The following is a 15,253-nucleotide window of genomic DNA, read 5'->3' on the forward strand; positions in this document are numbered from 1 at the left end:
GGACGAATCAGCCGTCGAGCGCGCGCACGAGGACGTCGAGCCGGTACCCGACCCACTCGTAGACACCGAAGCGAGGGTCTCCGTCGCCGCCCTGATCCTCCTCGGTGACGCCGAGGCGCTCGGCGAGGACCAACCGCAGCGCGGCGAGGGTCCGCAGCCACGCGCCCGCGATCTCGGGTGTCATCTCCACGACGAGGGCGTCCTCGGCCTCGGCGCGGTCGAGGTCCGCAGGGTCGAGGTCTCGTCCGTCGTGGCGGAGTGAGGCGCGGACCACACCGGCATCCGTGAGCCGACGCTCGAGCAGATCGTCCTGCGTGAGTCGTCGGAATTCCCCCGCGGCATCGGCGTCGTCGCGGTACGCGTCCGGAACGAGGCGTCGAAGCGCGGGATCGCTCTCGTCGCGCTCGGACACCACCTCTTCGAACTGGCCGACGAGATCGGAGAGGTGCGCCGCCTCGAGCAGAGTCAGCTCCATCGTCACGCGCGCAGCTGTCACGACCCCGCCTCGCGGACGGTCGCCCAGAGTCCGTAGTCGTGCATGGCCTGCGCGTGGAGCTTCATCTGCTCGCGTGAGCCCTCCGCGACGACGGCGTGCCCGTCGTGGTGGACGGCGAGCATCAAGCGATGCGCCTTCTCGCGGGAGAAGCCGAAGTACTCGCGGAACACGTGCACGACGTAGCTCATGAGGTTGACCGGGTCGTTCCAGACGACCGTCTGCCACGGGCCGGAGGTGGATGCCTGCAGGTCCACCTGTTCGTCCAGTACCGGGTCCGCGATGCTCGTCATCAGGCCCATCCGAGCTCGTGCAGGCGCGTGTCGTCGATCCCGTAGAAGTGCGCGATCTCGTGAACGAGGGTCGTGTGGACCTCGTCCCGCAGTTGGTCCTCGTCGTCGCAGGCGTCCAGGTGGGGCTCGCGGTAGACGATGATGCGGTCGGGGAGATCGCCCATCCCGTACCGGTCGCGCTCGGTCAGCGCCAGGCCGTCGTAGAGGCCGAGAAGATCCAACGACCCGTCCTCGGGCCGGTCCTCGACCACGAACACGACGTTGTCGAGCCCGGCGACCATCTCATCGGGCAAGGCGTCGAGCTCGGACGTCACCAGGGCTTCGAACGCCTCGGCATCCATCTCGATCACGATCGCGCCTCATGAGGGGAAAGCATGGGGTGAGTAACGGGACTCGAACCCGCGACCCCCTGGACCACAACCAGGTGCTCTACCAACTGAGCTATACCCACCATGTGCCCGTTCCCGGGCAACCACACAAGTGTATTACAGACCCGAGGCGAACGAGGACACGGTCGCCGCTGCGGCGCTGCGCGCGTCGTCGGTCGTCGGCCCGGGAGCGGCGACGAAAACGGTCTGGCGGTAGTAGGCGAGTTCGCGGATGCTCTCGCGGATGTCGGCGAGGGCGCGATGGCCGCCGTCCTTCGCGGGGGCATTGAAGTATGCGCGCGGGTACCAGCGCCGCGCGAGTTCCTTGACGCTCGAGACGTCCACGTTCCGGTAGTGCAGCCAGCGGTCGACGCGAGGCATATAGCGGGCGAGGAACATCCGGTCGGTGCCGATCGTGTTGCCGGCGAGCGGCGCCTTGCCCTCTGGAACGAAGCGTTGGATGTACTCGAGGACCTGGAACTCTGCGTCGGCCAGGCTGACGCCGTGGGGGATCTCGGTGAGCAGTCCCGAGCTCTCGTGCATCTTGGTCACGAAATCGTTCATGTGGGCGAGCGCCGAGTCATCCGGCTTGATCACGATCTGGAAGCCCGGGTCGATGACCCGAAGGTCGAAATCGGTGATGACGACGGCGACCTCGACCAGCTCATCAACCGACAGGTCGAGCCCCGTCATCTCGCAGTCGATCCAGACGAGGCGGTCGTTCTCCGCAGCGGACACGTGGTCTCCTCCCACAGGAGTCGGCGCGGTCACGGCGACTCGGAGCCCCTCCAGGAGGATTCGAACCCCCGACCTGGCGGGTAGAAACCGCTCGCTCTATCCACTGAGCTATGGAGGGAAGGATGCTCGTCTTCCAGGCTACCGCTCAGACTGCGATGGCCGCGCGGCGCACCCGCACCGCCCGCCAGCGCGCGGACACCCCGAGCGCGAGATGCACCCCGGGCCCGATCAGCACCGCGAACAGAACCGTGCCGAGGCCGACGGTGCCACCGAGCAACCAGCCGGTGACCAGCACGCTGCCCTCGACCGCGAACCGGCAGACCCAGATCGGCCATCCGAGGCGGGCGTGCAGCCCCGTCATCAGTCCGTCGCGCGGACCCGGTCCGAGATCAGCCCCCAGATAGATCCCGGATGCCGCGGCGATCAGCGCGATGCCGAGAAGGAAGACGACGATTCCCCAGAGGTAGTTCTCCACCGGCGGGATGACCGCCAGCGCACCCTGCATCACGGTGCCGACGAGGAGGATGTTCGCGACGGTCCCGATGCCGGGCCGCTGTCGAAGCGGGATCCACGCCAGGAGCACGAGCGCCCCGGTGAGGACGACGATCCAGCCGATGCCGATCCCGGTCTGCAGCGCGAGGCCCTCGGCGAGCACGGTCCACGGGTCGAGACCGATGCCGGCCTGGACGAGGACCGCGCAACCGATTCCGAAGAGGGCGAGGCCGACGACGAGACGGACGAGGCGGAGAGTCATGAGTCCATTCCAGCGTACGATTGGCCTCCTGCACACAGTCCAATCTCGGATCGGTGGACCATGGACTCACGTATCGGCGCCCGCACCCTCGCGGGCGCACTCGGCGGCTGGCGGACGCGGACGCCCACGTACGAGGCACTGGCCGACGGTATCCGGCTGCTCTGCCTGGACAACCGCATCCCCGCTCATACCGCCCTCCCGGCCGAGCGCGAGCTCGCCGTCACCCTCGGACTGAGCCGGGCCACAGTGGCCGCCGCGTACCGCTCCCTCCGTGACAGCGGCCACATCGAGAGCACGCGCGGCTCGGGGAGCGTCACCCTGCCCCAGGTACGCCGGGGCACCGGCCGGGTCTTCGACGACGGTGAGGGGATCGATCTGCAGCAGGCGAGCCCCGCGGCCTGGCCGGGGCTGGCGGGGATCATCGCCGAGGTGGGCGCGGACGCGGCATCCCTCGTCGGACGTCCCGGCTACGACATCGTCGGCAGCAGCGAGCTGCGCACGGCCATCGCCGACCGCTACACCGCGCGCGGCATCCCGACCGTGCCGGACGAGATCCTGGTGACCAACGGCGGCCAGCACGCGATCCACCTCGTGACCTCCGCGCTCCTGCGGCCCGGGACGACGGCCCTGCTCGAGACCCCGACGTACCCGCACGCCACCGAGGCGATCAAGGCGACCGGTGCCCGCGTCACCGGCACTCCGGTCACGGTGGACGACGGGTGGGATCTCGACCGCGCCGTGCAGGCGTTCCGACACGCACGGCCCACGCTGGCGTACCTCATGCCGTGGTTCCAGAATCCCACCGGGAGGACCATGACCCCCGCGGATGCCGCGACGATCCGTTCCGCCGCGGAGAGTGTCGGAACCGTCCTCGTGATCGATGAGACGACGGCGGAGCTCGCGATCGACGCGGTCGAGCCGGTCGCGCTCGACTTCGGCCCGCAGGCCGTGCGCATCGGGTCGCTCGGCAAGACGGTCTGGGGAGGACTGCGCGTGGGGTGGGTCCGAGCCGATCGCGCGTTCGTCCGGCGACTCGTCGCCTCCCGGCCTCGCCGGGACCTGGGCACCGCCGAGTTCGAGCAGGCCGTCGCGACACGGCTCATGCGGATGATGCCGGAGATCCTCCCTCAGCGAGCCGAGCTCCTCGGGCGGGGGAGGGATGCGGCCGTCGCCGCTCTCCGCGACAGGGTGCCGACGTGGAGCGTGCCGATCCCGCGGGGCGGCGTCTCGCTGTGGGTGGGCCTGGACGCACCGCGGAGCGGCGGATTGGTCCTGGCAGCGCGGAGGGAGGGCGTCCTGCTGTCGGCGGGCCCGCGCTTCTCGGTCGACGGTGGGTACGACGCGCATCTGCGACTGCCGTTCACCGCACCGCCGGAGCAGATCCGCCAGGCCGTCGAGGTCCTCGCGCGCGTCTGGCCGGAGGTCAGCGGTCGCGCATCGCATCACCGCGTGGACGAGCGCGAGGCGGTCGCGGCGATCGTCTGAGCCGCTCACCGGGAGTCGTGCAGAGCCGCCACGGCGTCGTCGAGATGCCAGAATTCGCCGAAGTCGATGAAGCCGCCCGACGTCGCACGGAAGCGGCGTGCCCGGTACCGGCATCCGTCGCCGTCCCCGGACTGCGCGACGTGTCCGATCACCCGTCCTGAGCCGTCGACCACGCGCGAGACCCCGCCCGAAACGGCCACCAGTCGATATGCCCGCAGTCGCTGGTCGGTCGTCGTTCCGATGGTGGTCATGGTCCCTCCTCTGCCTGTCGCACACGGTACGCTCGGCCTCCGACACTCCTCCCGCCGGGAACAGCCCGGATGCCGCGGGCGTTGTCACGGGTGACGATCCAACAGTGAAAGGAAGGTCTCACATGCAGACCTATGTGCTCGCCGGAGGCTGCTTCTGGTGTCTCGACGCCGCGTATCGCGCCCTCGACGGAGTCGTCTCGGTGGAATCGGGCTACGTCGGGGGTTCGGTGCCCTCGCCCTCGTACGAGCAGGTGTGCACGGGCACTACCGGGCATGCCGAGGCAGTGAAGGTGACCTTCGACGAGGAGGTCATCCCGAAGGATGTAATCCTCGACGCGTTCTTCACGATGCACGATCCGCGGCAGCTGAACCGGCAGGGCAACGACATCGGCACGCAGTACCGTTCGGCGATGTTCCCCGCCGACGACGCGCAGCGCGAGGAGTTCGAGCGCGCAGCCGAGCGTGCGGCGGACTGGTGGGGCGGCGGACTCGTGACGACGATGGAGCCTCTCTCCGAGTGGTACCCGGCCGAGGACTACCACCAGGACTTCTTCGCGAAGAACCCCGGCCAGGGGTACTGCCTGGCCGTGGCGGTGCCGAAGGTCAACAAGGTCCGGGCGCGGTTCGGCGAGTACGCCCGCAGCTGAGCTTCCTCCACAACGCCTTGGCCCCCGATCGGTTCCACCGGTCGGGGGCCAAGGCGTTTCTGCGATCGGGCGGGGCGCCATCCTGGGTGTGCTCCGATGCCCGCCGGGCACGCGGGCGTCGGAGCATCCACCGGGCACATCGTGCCCCCGAACTCTCAAGGAGTCGCCATGAAGGACCACATCACGATCGTCGGCAACGTCGGCGCGGACCCCGAGTTCCGGCGGCTGCCCGACGGCACGCCGGTGGTGTCGCTGCGCGTCGCCAGCACCGATCGTCGTTACGACGCGAAGGCGGGTGCCTGGGCCGACGGGCTGACGAGCTGGTACCGCGTGTCGGTGTTCCGTGCGCTGGGTGAGCACGTCGCGGCATCGGTTCGGCGCGGCCAGCGCGTGGTGGTGCACGGCACCCTCGCGATCAAGCGGTGGGAGGCGGGCGAGAAGTCCGGGACGGATGCCGAGATCGACGCCCTTGCCGTCGGTCACGACCTCGCCTTCGGCACCACCGTCTTCACCGGCGCGTCACGTCCGCGCGACGAGGCGCATGCGCCGGCCACGGAATGGGCGCCGGCCGATGACTCCGCCGATGCCACCGAAGAGGACCACCGGCAGCCGGAGGCGGCGGGCACGCCGTTCTGATCGGATTCAGCGGGCTCGGAGGTCGTGCGCCCTAGACTCTGGCGCGTGCGCAGACACCAGCCCCTGCGGGGAACCCGCCTGCTCCTCCTCGTGCTGGCCCCCGCCGTGGCCGTGTCTCTCGCCGCGTGCGCTCCGGAGTCCGCGCCGCGACCTTCCGAGTCGGCGGTCGCCACGCCGTCGGCCTCGCCGAGCCCGACACCGACGGGAACGCCGGGTCCGCCGGAGGGGTCGGCGGAGGCGCTGCTCCCCGACTTCACCTCGGCCATGGAGCGCGTCTGGAGCGCGTCGAAGTCGGTGAAGGGCCGTGACTACATCGACGCCCTCATCGACGCCGGGTTCGCGAAGGACGCCATGCAGGTGACCTTCGACGAGACGTCGGTGAATCTTCCCGCCGACAGCATCCAGTTCTCGGTGCGGGTGGGCGAGGAGTGCCTCGTGGGCCAGGTCGGACCCTCGGTGCCGGGTCCGACGGGACGTGTGATGCCCGGCCTGCCCGAAGGCGAATGTCTCGTGGGGGAGACCCGCTCGATCGACTGGTGACCGGTCGGCGGTGCCGCGCCGGTGGGGAGTCCCGCGTAGACTTGGGGCGTTATGGCCGAATACATCTACTCCATGGTCCGTGCCCGCAAGGCGGTCGGCGAAAAGCTCATCCTCGACGACGTCACGATGGCGTTCCTGCCCGGGGCGAAGATCGGCATGGTCGGCCCCAACGGCGCCGGTAAGTCGACGATCCTGAAGATCATGGCGGGCCTCGACACCCCTTCCAACGGCGAGGCGAAGTTGTCGCCGGGATACTCCGTCGGCATCCTCATGCAGGAGCCCGAGCTCGACGAGAGCAAAACCGTCCTGGAGAACATCGAGGACGGCGTGGCGATCAAGCCCAAGCTCGACCGATTCAACGAGATCTCCGCCCTCATGGCCGACCCGGATGCGGACTTCGACGCCCTCCTGGCCGAGATGGGCACCCTCCAGGAGGAGATCGACGCCGCGGACGGCTGGGACCTCGACTCCCAGCTCGCGCAGGCCATGGACGCGCTCCGGACGCCCCCGGCCGATGCCGCCATCGCTCCCCTCTCCGGTGGTGAGAAGCGGCGCGTCGCGCTGGCCAAGCTGCTGCTGCAGAAGCCGGACCTGCTCCTGCTCGACGAGCCCACCAACCACCTCGACGCCGAGAGCGTGCTGTGGCTCGAGCAGCACCTGCAGGCGTACAAGGGTGCCGTCATCGCCATCACCCACGACCGATACTTCCTCGACAACGTCGCGGAATGGATCGCCGAGGTCGACCGCGGTCGCCTGATCGGCTACGAGGGCAACTACTCGACCTACCTGGAGAAGAAGGCCGAACGTCTCGACATCCAGGGCAAGAAGGACGCCAAGCTCGTGAAGCGTCTGAAGGACGAACTCGACTGGGTACGCTCGAGCGCCAAGGGTCGTCAGACCAAGTCGAAGGCGCGTCTGGCCCGCTATGAGGAGATGGCTGCCGAGGCGGAGCGCACGCGCAAGCTCGACTTCGAGGAGATCACGATCCCGCCCGGCCCGCGCCTGGGCAACGTCGTGATCGAGGCGAAGAAGCTCCAGAAGGGCTTCGGCGACCGCTCGCTCATCGACGGCCTCAGCTTCAGCCTGCCCCCGAACGGCATCGTCGGCGTCATCGGCCCGAACGGTGTCGGAAAGACGACGCTCTTCAAGACCATCGTGGGTCTCGAGCCCCTCGACGGCGGTGACCTGAAGATCGGCGAGACCGTCAAGATCAGCTACGTCGACCAGTCCCGCGCGAACATCGACCCGAGCAAGACGCTGTGGGAGGTCGTCTCGGACGGCCTCGACATCATCACGGTCGGGAAGACCGAGATCCCCTCGCGCGCCTATGTCTCGAAGTTCGGTTTCAAGGGACCGGACCAGCAGAAGAAGGCCGGTGTCCTCTCCGGTGGTGAGCGTAACCGCCTGAACCTCGCTCTCACCCTCAAGGAGGGCGGCAACCTGCTGCTCCTCGACGAGCCGACGAACGACCTCGACGTCGAGACGCTGAGCTCGCTCGAGAACGCTCTGCTGGAATTCCCCGGCTGCGCCGTCGTGATCACACACGACCGGTGGTTCCTCGACCGCATCGCCACGCACATCCTGGCGTACGAGGGCACCGCCGAGAAGCCCGATCAGTGGTACTGGTTCGAGGGCAACTTCGAGGCGTACGAGGCGAACAAGGTCGAGCGTCTCGGTGCGGACGCCGCCAACCCGGCGAAGTCGACGTATCGCAAGCTCACGCGTGACTGAGGCCCGCATCCGCGTCCCCATCCACCTGCGGTGGGGAGACCTCGACGCGTACAACCACGTCAACAACGCGTCGATGCTCAAGCTGCTCGAGGAGGCGCGCGTGCGTGCCTTCTGGTTGCCGGGCGCGACCGAGCGGGCGGTGCCGACCGCGGTCATCGACGCGAGTCACGGTGCGGCTCAGCTGACCCTGATCGCACGGCAGGAGATCGAGTATCTCGCTCCGGTGCCCTATCAGCGCGAGCCGATCGACGTGCAGATGTGGTTCGGCAAGATCGGCGGCTCGAGCGCCGAGGTGCACTACGAGGTCTTCACTCCCGCCGGACAGGAACCGCGGACGCTGTACGCCCGGGCATCGACCGTCATCGTCCAGGTCGACGCCGGGACCGGGCGCCCGGTGCGCCTGTCGCCCGAGACGCGCGCCGCATGGGAGCCGTACCTGGGCGACCCCCTTCCACCGCTCGGACGTCGCTGACGCCGCTCACTCGGGGTCGGCCGGCACCCGGACCATGATCTCCTGGGCGACCGACGCGACCAGCTCTCCCTCACGGGAGAAGATCCGCCCGGTCGCGAGACCACGACCGCCCTGCGCGCTGGGCGACTGCTGCACGTAGAGCAGCCACTCGTCCACGCGGGCGGGACGGTGCCACCACATCGCGTGGTCGAGGCTGGCGACTTTCAGCCCGGGTGTCGCCCAGGACCTGCCGTGGGCGCGGAGGACCGACTCCTGGATCGTGAGGTCGCTCATGTAGGCGAGGGCGGCCCGGTGGAGCCGAGGATCGTCCGGCAGGTCCCCGCGCGTACGCACCCAGACGGATTGCCGCGCGACACGGTGCTCGCCCGCCGTCGCGTAGATGGGGTGCTCGACGTGGCGCACCTCGATCGGGCTCTGATCGAAGTGCCGCTTGCTCATCGGGTGCAGGCCCGCGAGGACGGCGTCGTCGGAGAGATCGTCGGGCCCCGGGATGCCGTCCGGCATCGTGTCCTGGTGCTCGAGACCCGTGGCATCCGTCTCGAAGGAGGCGATCATCGAGAAGATCGGCACACCTTCCTGGAACGCCTGTGTGCGGCGGGTCGAGAAGGATCGGCCGTCGTGGATGCGGTCCACCGAGAAGGTCATTCCCCGCGTCGAGTCACCGGGCCGCAGGAAGTAGCCGTGCATGGAATGGGCGGCGCGATCGTCACCCACCGTGCGCTCGGCGGCGATGACCGTCTGGGCGAGGACCTGCCCGCCGAACCCCCGACCCAGGGGCATCGTCTGCGACACGCCCGTGAAGATGTCCTCGGTCGTGCGCGCATCGCTCGAGACCAGATCCAGCACCGCCAGCAGACCGTCGATGTGGCCCGATTCGCCCACGGCGTCCCCTCTCGGACAGCGGGTGGCACTGCCCGCTTGGTAGTTTAGGTCGGATGGCCGCGCAGCTCGTTTTCCCCGACTCCCGCTCAGCGGCGGACCTCCTCACCTTCGCCGGCCGGGCCGCGCGTCTCGGCGATCCCGCGGTCCGCCTGCGTGCAGCGGGCGGCACGCTCGCCGTGTCCGCTGCGCCCCTGTCGCCGCGGGGCTTCGGCGAGGACACCCCCACGGTCCTCGGCATGAGGTTCCTGCGCATCGATCCCGAACTAGCGTGCGATCTGGTGGTGGATGCCGGTGCGCTCCGCGCCGGCGACGATCCCGCCCGTGTCGCGCTGCCCGACAGCGGCGTGTCCGCCGCGTGGGCGGGGATATCGCCGCCGCGCAGCGGTTGGGTCCCGGGCGCGCCGGTACCGGTCGAGAACCTGATGCGCGCGGTGCGCCGCGGCGTGGAGGCGGTTGCGCGCGCACTGCCGGCGTCACCCGGCGAGGACCTCGTGCGCACCGTTCGGGCGGCGGTCTGGGGGACTCCCGACGCCGACCTCGGGGGCCTCATCGCCGGTGTCGCGTTCGCCGCCGACGCGCTGGGTTTCCTCCCCGCGGATGACGGCGCCGCGGCGGCCGTGCTCCGCACCGGCACCTGGACCCGCGTCACGCTCACCCGCGGCCACGTGCTCGTGCGCGCGGGAAATCCGACCGGACTGACGACTGTCCGCACCACCGGCGGCCGGTGACCCGGGTCAGGACTCGGAGTGGAGCGGCGACGTCGCCCCGCCGTGCGGCGTCGCCGACCGCCCGGTTCCCGTCGGCTCGAACGTGTTGACCATGGCGTGGGCCGCGCGCTGCAGGTAGTCCCACAGCGTCGCCTCGTGCAGCGGCGACAGCCCCGCTTCGTCGACCGCGATGCGCATCGCGCGCAGCCAGCGGTCCCGGGCGTCCGGATTGACGTGGAACGGCATGTGCCGCATCCGAAGGCGCGGATGCCCGCGGGTCTCGCCGTAGGTCGTCGGCCCTCCCCAGTACTGCTCCAGGAACATCAGCAGCCGCTCGGCCGCAGGCCCGAGGTCCTCCTCTGGATACATCGGCCGGAGAACGTCGTCGGCCGCCACCTCGCGGTAGAACACGTCGACGATGCGCCGGAAGACCTCGTGGCCCCCGACCTCGTCGTAGAAGCTGACCGCTTCGGTCACGGTGCCGCGCTCCCCTCGGGAGCGTCCCCGTCGGTGCGCCCGCGCTTCTTCGGCCGCCATGCCAGCCGCGGCGGCGCCGCGGGCGCGATCTGCTGCGGCTTGGTCTTCGGCGGGTTCGCGCCACGGATGCTCTGCACGGCATCCGCACCTTCGAGGAGTGTGGACTGCAGCTGAGGGAGCGGCACACCGAGGGTGTCGAGTGCCGACTTCAGCCGCTTGCGGAGCGCACGCGCGACGTCGTCCTTCGCGTTCGGACGCGTCTTGAGCACGAGACGCGTCACGAGCGTGTCGCCACCGATCAACTCCAGCCCCCAGATCTCGGGCTTGTCGATGATGCGCGTGCGCCACTTCGGTTCGCGCACGAGGTCCTTGGCAGCGGTCAGCATGGCGTCCTCGACGGCGTCGATGTCCGCATCCACGGGAACACCGACGTCGATCACGACACGTGCCCATCCCTGCGACATGTTCCCGATGCGGGTGATCTCGCCGTTGCGGACGAACCAGAGCGTGCCGTTGACGTCGCGGACGTGCGTCACCCGGACGCTGACGTATTCGACGATGCCCGTCGCGAGTCCGAGATCCACGACGTCGCCGATGCCGATCTGGTCCTCGGCGACGATGAAGATGCCGTTGAGGACGTCCTTCACGATGTTCTGCGCCCCGAAGCCGAGGCCGGCGCCGATGGCCGCCGAGAGCAGAGCGAACGAACCGAGCACGTTCGAGTTGATGATCGACACGATCGTGAGCACGGCGACGATGACGATGGCGACGTTGACGATGTTCGTCAGGATCGAGCCGAGAGTCCGCGTGCGCTGCACGATGCGCACCTGCGCGAGCGGCGACATGTCGATCGCCCGCGTGTCTTCGGCTGCTGCGCGCGACTTCGCCCCCGTGACGATGCGGTCGACGACACGGGCGATGAGGCGTCGCATCAGCCAGGAGGCGGCAAGGGCGACCACCACCGTGACGGCCACCCACAGGATGTTCCACCCTGCCTCGACGAGGAAGCGGAGGAGGTCGTCGCGGACGGTCTCCCAGTCGACTGCACCCGTTCCGTTCATCACACCGATCCTATCGAGCCTCGGCCGGACGGACCTGAACGGGCGTCAGCCGTCGCCGGGCTCGGCAAGCCCGTGCGCGATGAGGACGGCGTGGACGCGGTCACGCGCCGGCAGCTTGGCGAGGATCCGGCCGACGTGGGTCTTGACGGTGGACTCACCGAGGAACAGGGCCGCGGAGATCTCCGCGTTCGTCATCCCACGCGCCATCGCGTCCAGCACCTCCTGCTCCCGCGCGGTCAGCGCCGGGCTGCGGTGCGGTCGGGGCGCCGGAGCGCCGTCCGTCGTGACGAGTTCGATCATCCGCCGGGTGATCCGGGGCGCGAGGGTGGCCTCGCCCGCCGCGACGGCACGGACGGCGGCCACGAGCTCCTCGCGACCGGCATCCTTCAGCAGGAATCCGCCGGCGCCGGCGCGCAGGGCCCCGAAGGCGTACTCGTCCAGGTCGAACGTGGTCAGCACGAGCACCCGGGTGTCCGGGTGGCCGCGACGGATGCGGCGCGTCGCCTCGATGCCGTCCATCCCCGGCATCCGCACATCCATCAGCACGACGTCGGGTGACAGCGCCGCGACGGCCTCGACGCCGGCTTCGCCGTCACCGGCCTCGCCGACCACGTCGATATCGTCGGTCGCCTCGAGCACCATCCGGAAGCCCAGGCGGATGAGGGACTGGTCGTCGACGATCACCACGCGTATCGGTCGCTCGCTCATTCCTCTTCCTTTCGCGGCAGCCATGCACGCACCGCCCATCCTCTCGGCTCGCCGGGCCCGGCCGTGACGGTCCCGCCAACGAGTTCGACGCGCTCTCGGACGCCCCGGAGTCCGAATCCGCCGCCGGACGGGCCTTCCGCAGTGCGACCGTCGTCGACGATCGAGACGGACACGCCGTCCTCGGCGTACCGGATCTCGACGTCGATGCGTGCGGCGGCCCGCGCGTGGCGCAGAACGTTGGTCACGCCCTCTTGCACGATCCGCGAGACGGCCAGGCGCGTCGCGGACGGCACGTCCGGCTCTCCCGTCACGGTCAGGCGCGTCTCGTACCCCGCAGCGCGGGCGGACGCGACGGTTTCGTCGGTGGTGTCGCGGGCGAGGGGAGCCAGAGGCGCGGCATCGGTGTCGCGCAGGACGCCGAGCGTCGCGCGCATGTCGCGGAGTGCTTCCCGCCCGGTCACGGCGATCGCCTCCGCTCCCGGTCGGGAGTGTGCGGCATCCTTCGACGCGGCCACGCCCTCTGCGAGGGCGACCATCACGGTGAGGGAGTGCGCGACGATGTCGTGCAGTTCGCGGGCGATCCGCTCGCGCTCGGCGGACGCCGCCAGCTGGGTCTGCTGGTCGCGCTCGACGACCAGCCGACGCGAGTGCGCGATGAGGGCCTCGACGTAGCGCTTGCGTCCGCCGACGTTGGCACCGATGAGTCCGCCGATCACCATCATGAGCGCCTCGCTGATGAGGACGTTCCAGGCGATGTCGGCGGCGATGACGCCGCTGACGCCGAGAGCTCCCGCCACGACGAGCAGGAAGGAGAAGCCGGCGCCGACGGCGATCAGACACGTCCGGTTCCCGCGGTAGACCGCAACGGCGTAGGTCGCGATCCCCACGAGCGGACCGCCGAGAGCGACCGGCGAGAACAGATAGACCGCCGCGACGACGACGGTGATCGTGAAGACGGCGACGGGGTTCCGGCGGCGAGCGAGCAGCGCGAAGCAGCCCAGGACGACGACCGATGCCAGGACCGGCCAGACCCGGTCCCAGGTCTCGGGATCCAGCCGACCGTCCTCCGAGGCCCGGTTAGGGAGGGCGATGACCGGCGCGACCGACAGGAGCAGGCAGAACCCGGCGATCGTGATGTCGGCGAGGACGGGATGGCGGGCCCAGAAACGCCGGAGGACACCGGGGGGACGCGGAAGCCGCGGCTCGGCCTCGAGAGAGGCTCCGCCACGGCTTCCGGTGATCACCCGACGACCTTACGCGTCGCGGGTGCGGAGCACGCCCCAGCCGAGGAGCAAGGCCCCGACGGGCCACACGATGGTGGCGACGAGCGAGGGCCAGAAGTCCGCCCCGTCGAGGTCGGTCAGCGCAGCCGTCGCGTTGGACGGCAGCCAGCGGCCGAGGTCGACGACCCACTGCCAGGATTCTCCGAACATCATGAACAACTGCAGCACGATGGGCAGGACGAACAGGACGCCGACGGTCGTGGCGATCGCGCCGGCACCGTTGCGGATGACGAAGCCCCATCCGAGCCCCAACAACCCGAACGTGGCCATCGCCAGCAGGCTGAGCAGGAGCGGCAGCCAGAGTTCCTTGGCATCGCCCCAGGCGTAGGCGTCAACGCCGAGGATGGGCATGACGACGAGGCCCGCGACCACCGTGGTCACGGCGGCGAGCAGAGCCAGGGTCGCGGCCACCACCACGGATTTGGCCAGGAGGATGCGCCCCCGGCGGGGCTCCGCGGTGAGGGTCGAGCGGATCATGCCGGTCGAGTACTCACCGGTGATCGCCATCGCACCGAGGATGCCGGCGACGAGCATCGTGAACTGGATGGGGAGCGTGATGGCCGCCACCGGGCTCAGTCCCGGGCCGAAGCTGGAGGACGCGCCCGCGATCAGCGCGGCGAGTCCCACCGTCAACGCGGCCGCGAACGCCAGAGTCCACCAGGTCGAGCGCAGGGTGAACAGCTTCAGGAACTCGCTGCGCACGACGCGTCCGAACGAGAGCCGTGCCGACGTGGTGCTCGCGGCTGCGGCGGCACGGGTCGGGTGAGCGGGCGGGGCGACGGTGGTCATCGCACGACCTCCTTGGTTTCGTATTCGACAGCACCCTCGGTGAGGGCGAGGTAGGCGTCTTCGAGTGAGCCGCTGCGCGGTGTCAGTTCGTGCAGGGGGATGCCGGCACGAGCGGCGGTGTCGCCGATCGCCGCGGCGGAGAGGCCGGTCACCTCGAGCACGCCGTCCGCGCCGGAGGACACGGTCACGTCCGGGGCTGCCAGCGCGCCGGCGAGCTCGGGAGCGCGCGGGGACCGCACGTGGACCGTGGAGCGGGTCCACGAACGGACGATCTCGTCGATGCCCGCGTCGGCGAGCACGCGACCGCGGCCGAGGACGATGACATGGTCGGCCGTCTGCGACATCTCGCTCATCAGGTGGCTCGAGAGCAGGACGGTGCGTCCCTCCGCGGCCTGCGCACGTACGAACTGGCGGACCCACCGGACGCCCTCGGGGTCGAGTCCGTTGACGGGCTCGTCGAGGATGAGGGTTTGCGGGTCGCCGAGAAGGGCGGCGGCGATGCCCAGGCGCTGCCCCATGCCGAGCGAGAAGCCGCCGGCGCGTTTGCCCGCGACGCTCTGGAGGCCGGTGATCTCGATCACCTCGTCGACACGGGAACGGGGGATGCCGTGGGTCGCCGCCATCGCGCGGAGGTGATTGCGCGCGCTGCGCCCGGTGTGCACCGCCTTGGCGTCGAGGAGGATTCCCACCTCGGTCAGCGGGGATCGCAACGACTGGTAGTCCCGGCCGTCGAGCGTCACGCGCCCCGCGGTCGGCCGGTCGAGCCCGACGATCATCCGCATCGTCGTCGACTTGCCGGCGCCGTTGGGACCGAGGAAGCCGGTCACCTTGCCGGGTTGGACGGTGAAGCTGATCCCGTCGACGGCTGTCTTATCTCCGTACCTCTTCGTGAGGCCTTCTGCAACGATCATGGCTTCGACGCTACGGACCGGGCGGCG

At 69.8% G+C, this 15,253-nt stretch carries 20 protein-coding genes and 2 tRNA genes; 7 read left to right on the forward strand and 15 right to left on the reverse strand.

Annotated features, from left to right (window positions below; all coding sequences use genetic code 11):
- Nucleotides 1-7 precede the first annotated feature (7 nt).
- From ACIGEP_RS04665 to ACIGEP_RS04695, 7 genes are all read right to left on the reverse strand, one after another.
- The gene (locus ACIGEP_RS04665) at nucleotides 8-496 is read right to left on the reverse strand and encodes a DUF2017 family protein (RefSeq protein WP_396660446.1); all 489 of its coding nucleotides are present in this window, start codon (nucleotides 494-496) and stop codon (nucleotides 8-10) included.
- Nucleotides 493-795, reverse strand: a complete 303-nt coding sequence (clpS, locus tag ACIGEP_RS04670) for an ATP-dependent Clp protease adapter ClpS (RefSeq protein WP_396660447.1) — start codon at nucleotides 793-795, stop codon at nucleotides 493-495. The genes ACIGEP_RS04665 and clpS overlap by 4 nt, the downstream gene beginning before the upstream one ends.
- Entirely contained in the window at nucleotides 786-1,127 is a 342-nt protein-coding gene (locus ACIGEP_RS04675) for a metallopeptidase family protein (protein ID WP_396661017.1), read from the reverse strand. Before ACIGEP_RS04675 ends, clpS begins: the two co-directional genes overlap by 10 nt.
- A 34-nt stretch (nucleotides 1,128-1,161) precedes the next feature.
- Nucleotides 1,162-1,237: transfer RNA gene (locus ACIGEP_RS04680), tRNA-His, on the reverse strand.
- A gap of 34 nt (nucleotides 1,238-1,271) precedes the next feature.
- Nucleotides 1,272-1,892 (reverse strand): oligoribonuclease, encoded by a 621-nt coding sequence (gene orn / locus ACIGEP_RS04685; protein WP_396660448.1) that lies wholly within the window; start codon nucleotides 1,890-1,892, stop codon nucleotides 1,272-1,274.
- A gap of 45 nt (nucleotides 1,893-1,937) precedes the next feature.
- A tRNA-Arg gene (locus ACIGEP_RS04690) sits at nucleotides 1,938-2,010 on the reverse strand.
- 27 nt (nucleotides 2,011-2,037) lie between these two features.
- Nucleotides 2,038-2,646 carry a YitT family protein gene (locus tag ACIGEP_RS04695; protein ID WP_396660449.1) on the reverse strand — a complete coding sequence of 203 codons (609 nt, stop codon included), beginning with the start codon at nucleotides 2,644-2,646 and terminating at the stop codon, nucleotides 2,038-2,040.
- A gap of 60 nt (nucleotides 2,647-2,706) precedes the next feature.
- Between ACIGEP_RS04695 and ACIGEP_RS04700 the strand changes: the two genes are divergently transcribed.
- The gene (locus ACIGEP_RS04700) at nucleotides 2,707-4,131 is read left to right on the forward strand and encodes a PLP-dependent aminotransferase family protein (protein ID WP_396660450.1); all 1,425 of its coding nucleotides are present in this window, start codon (nucleotides 2,707-2,709) and stop codon (nucleotides 4,129-4,131) included.
- Nucleotides 4,132-4,136: 5 nt separating this feature from the next.
- Here ACIGEP_RS04700 and ACIGEP_RS04705 read toward each other — a convergent pair whose 3' ends face one another.
- Complete coding sequence (locus tag ACIGEP_RS04705; protein WP_396660451.1) at nucleotides 4,137-4,382, reverse strand: hypothetical protein; 246 nt, start codon at nucleotides 4,380-4,382, stop codon at nucleotides 4,137-4,139.
- Between the two features lie 122 nt (nucleotides 4,383-4,504).
- On the opposite strand from ACIGEP_RS04705, the gene msrA reads away from it, so the two are divergent.
- The 5 genes from msrA to ACIGEP_RS04730 all read left to right on the forward strand — a co-directional run bounded on the left by msrA (nucleotide 4,505) and on the right by ACIGEP_RS04730 (nucleotide 8,408).
- Nucleotides 4,505-5,029 (forward strand): peptide-methionine (S)-S-oxide reductase MsrA, encoded by a 525-nt coding sequence (gene msrA / locus ACIGEP_RS04710; RefSeq protein ID WP_396660452.1) that lies wholly within the window; start codon nucleotides 4,505-4,507, stop codon nucleotides 5,027-5,029.
- A 168-nt stretch (nucleotides 5,030-5,197) separates the two neighbouring features.
- A complete protein-coding gene (locus tag ACIGEP_RS04715) occupies nucleotides 5,198-5,665 on the forward strand; it encodes a single-stranded DNA-binding protein (RefSeq protein WP_396660453.1) in 468 nt (155 codons plus the stop codon).
- A gap of 45 nt (nucleotides 5,666-5,710) precedes the next feature.
- Nucleotides 5,711-6,205 (forward strand): DUF6993 domain-containing protein, encoded by a 495-nt coding sequence (locus tag ACIGEP_RS04720; protein WP_396660454.1) that lies wholly within the window; start codon nucleotides 5,711-5,713, stop codon nucleotides 6,203-6,205.
- A 51-nt stretch (nucleotides 6,206-6,256) separates the two neighbouring features.
- Nucleotides 6,257-7,936: an energy-dependent translational throttle protein EttA gene (ettA, locus tag ACIGEP_RS04725; protein WP_396660455.1), complete on the forward strand. Its 1,680-nt coding sequence runs from the start codon at nucleotides 6,257-6,259 to the stop codon at nucleotides 7,934-7,936.
- Nucleotides 7,929-8,408 (forward strand): acyl-CoA thioesterase, encoded by a 480-nt coding sequence (locus ACIGEP_RS04730; RefSeq protein ID WP_396660456.1) that lies wholly within the window; start codon nucleotides 7,929-7,931, stop codon nucleotides 8,406-8,408. The genes ettA and ACIGEP_RS04730 overlap by 8 nt, the downstream gene beginning before the upstream one ends.
- 6 nt (nucleotides 8,409-8,414) lie before the next feature.
- On the opposite strand, the gene ACIGEP_RS04735 is transcribed toward ACIGEP_RS04730, so the two are convergent.
- Nucleotides 8,415-9,290, reverse strand: coding sequence for an acyl-CoA thioesterase (locus tag ACIGEP_RS04735; protein WP_396660457.1), 876 nt, complete (start codon nucleotides 9,288-9,290; stop codon nucleotides 8,415-8,417).
- Between the two features lie 53 nt (nucleotides 9,291-9,343).
- Here ACIGEP_RS04735 and ACIGEP_RS04740 point away from each other — a divergent pair, with 53 nt between their 5' ends.
- Nucleotides 9,344-10,018 (forward strand): hypothetical protein, encoded by a 675-nt coding sequence (locus ACIGEP_RS04740; RefSeq protein WP_396660458.1) that lies wholly within the window; start codon nucleotides 9,344-9,346, stop codon nucleotides 10,016-10,018.
- Nucleotides 10,019-10,024: 6 nt separating this feature from the next.
- On the opposite strand, the gene ACIGEP_RS04745 is transcribed toward ACIGEP_RS04740, so the two are convergent.
- From ACIGEP_RS04745 to ACIGEP_RS04770, 6 genes are read right to left on the reverse strand one after another with little or no spacing between them, the layout of a single operon-like run.
- Nucleotides 10,025-10,474 carry a globin gene (locus ACIGEP_RS04745; protein WP_396660459.1) on the reverse strand — a complete coding sequence of 150 codons (450 nt, stop codon included), beginning with the start codon at nucleotides 10,472-10,474 and terminating at the stop codon, nucleotides 10,025-10,027.
- Complete coding sequence (locus ACIGEP_RS04750; RefSeq protein WP_396660460.1) at nucleotides 10,471-11,535, reverse strand: mechanosensitive ion channel family protein; 1,065 nt, start codon at nucleotides 11,533-11,535, stop codon at nucleotides 10,471-10,473. Before ACIGEP_RS04750 ends, ACIGEP_RS04745 begins: the two co-directional genes overlap by 4 nt.
- Before the next feature lie 45 nt (nucleotides 11,536-11,580).
- Nucleotides 11,581-12,243: a response regulator gene (locus ACIGEP_RS04755; RefSeq protein WP_396660461.1), complete on the reverse strand. Its 663-nt coding sequence runs from the start codon at nucleotides 12,241-12,243 to the stop codon at nucleotides 11,581-11,583.
- Nucleotides 12,240-13,487: a sensor histidine kinase gene (locus ACIGEP_RS04760; RefSeq protein ID WP_396660462.1), complete on the reverse strand. Its 1,248-nt coding sequence runs from the start codon at nucleotides 13,485-13,487 to the stop codon at nucleotides 12,240-12,242. The genes ACIGEP_RS04755 and ACIGEP_RS04760 overlap by 4 nt, the downstream gene beginning before the upstream one ends.
- 9 nt (nucleotides 13,488-13,496) lie before the next feature.
- Complete coding sequence (locus ACIGEP_RS04765; protein WP_396660463.1) at nucleotides 13,497-14,315, reverse strand: ABC transporter permease; 819 nt, start codon at nucleotides 14,313-14,315, stop codon at nucleotides 13,497-13,499.
- Nucleotides 14,312-15,226: an ABC transporter ATP-binding protein gene (locus ACIGEP_RS04770; protein ID WP_396660464.1), complete on the reverse strand. Its 915-nt coding sequence runs from the start codon at nucleotides 15,224-15,226 to the stop codon at nucleotides 14,312-14,314. Before ACIGEP_RS04770 ends, ACIGEP_RS04765 begins: the two co-directional genes overlap by 4 nt.
- Nucleotides 15,227-15,253 lie beyond the last annotated feature (27 nt).

The organism is Microbacterium sp. NPDC077663 (assembly GCF_044542795.1).
In the GTDB taxonomy this organism is placed as follows: Bacteria; Actinomycetota; Actinomycetes; order Actinomycetales; family Microbacteriaceae; genus Microbacterium.

Excerpts from the sequence above, each read along its gene's own strand:
- ACIGEP_RS04740 (WP_396660458.1), top strand. The coding sequence starts at position 9,344 with ATGGCCGCGCAGCTCGTTTTCCCCGACTCCCGCTCAGCGGCGGACCTC.
- msrA (WP_396660452.1), top strand. The coding sequence starts at position 4,505 with ATGCAGACCTATGTGCTCGCCGGAGGCTGCTTCTGGTGTCTCGACGCC.
- ACIGEP_RS04705 (WP_396660451.1), bottom strand. The coding sequence starts at position 4,382 with ATGACCACCATCGGAACGACGACCGACCAGCGACTGCGGGCATATCGA.
- ACIGEP_RS04750 (WP_396660460.1), bottom strand. The coding sequence starts at position 11,535 with ATGAACGGAACGGGTGCAGTCGACTGGGAGACCGTCCGCGACGACCTC.
- ACIGEP_RS04765 (WP_396660463.1), bottom strand. The coding sequence starts at position 14,315 with ATGACCACCGTCGCCCCGCCCGCTCACCCGACCCGTGCCGCCGCAGCC.
- ACIGEP_RS04755 (WP_396660461.1), bottom strand. The coding sequence starts at position 12,243 with ATGAGCGAGCGACCGATACGCGTGGTGATCGTCGACGACCAGTCCCTC.
- ACIGEP_RS04700 (WP_396660450.1), top strand. The coding sequence starts at position 2,707 with ATGGACTCACGTATCGGCGCCCGCACCCTCGCGGGCGCACTCGGCGGC.
- ACIGEP_RS04695 (WP_396660449.1), bottom strand. The coding sequence starts at position 2,646 with ATGACTCTCCGCCTCGTCCGTCTCGTCGTCGGCCTCGCCCTCTTCGGA.
- ettA (WP_396660455.1), top strand. The coding sequence starts at position 6,257 with ATGGCCGAATACATCTACTCCATGGTCCGTGCCCGCAAGGCGGTCGGC.
- ACIGEP_RS04770 (WP_396660464.1), bottom strand. The coding sequence starts at position 15,226 with ATGATCGTTGCAGAAGGCCTCACGAAGAGGTACGGAGATAAGACAGCC.
- clpS (WP_396660447.1), bottom strand. The coding sequence starts at position 795 with ATGGGCCTGATGACGAGCATCGCGGACCCGGTACTGGACGAACAGGTG.
- ACIGEP_RS04675 (WP_396661017.1), bottom strand. The coding sequence starts at position 1,127 with ATGGATGCCGAGGCGTTCGAAGCCCTGGTGACGTCCGAGCTCGACGCC.
- ACIGEP_RS04715 (WP_396660453.1), top strand. The coding sequence starts at position 5,198 with ATGAAGGACCACATCACGATCGTCGGCAACGTCGGCGCGGACCCCGAG.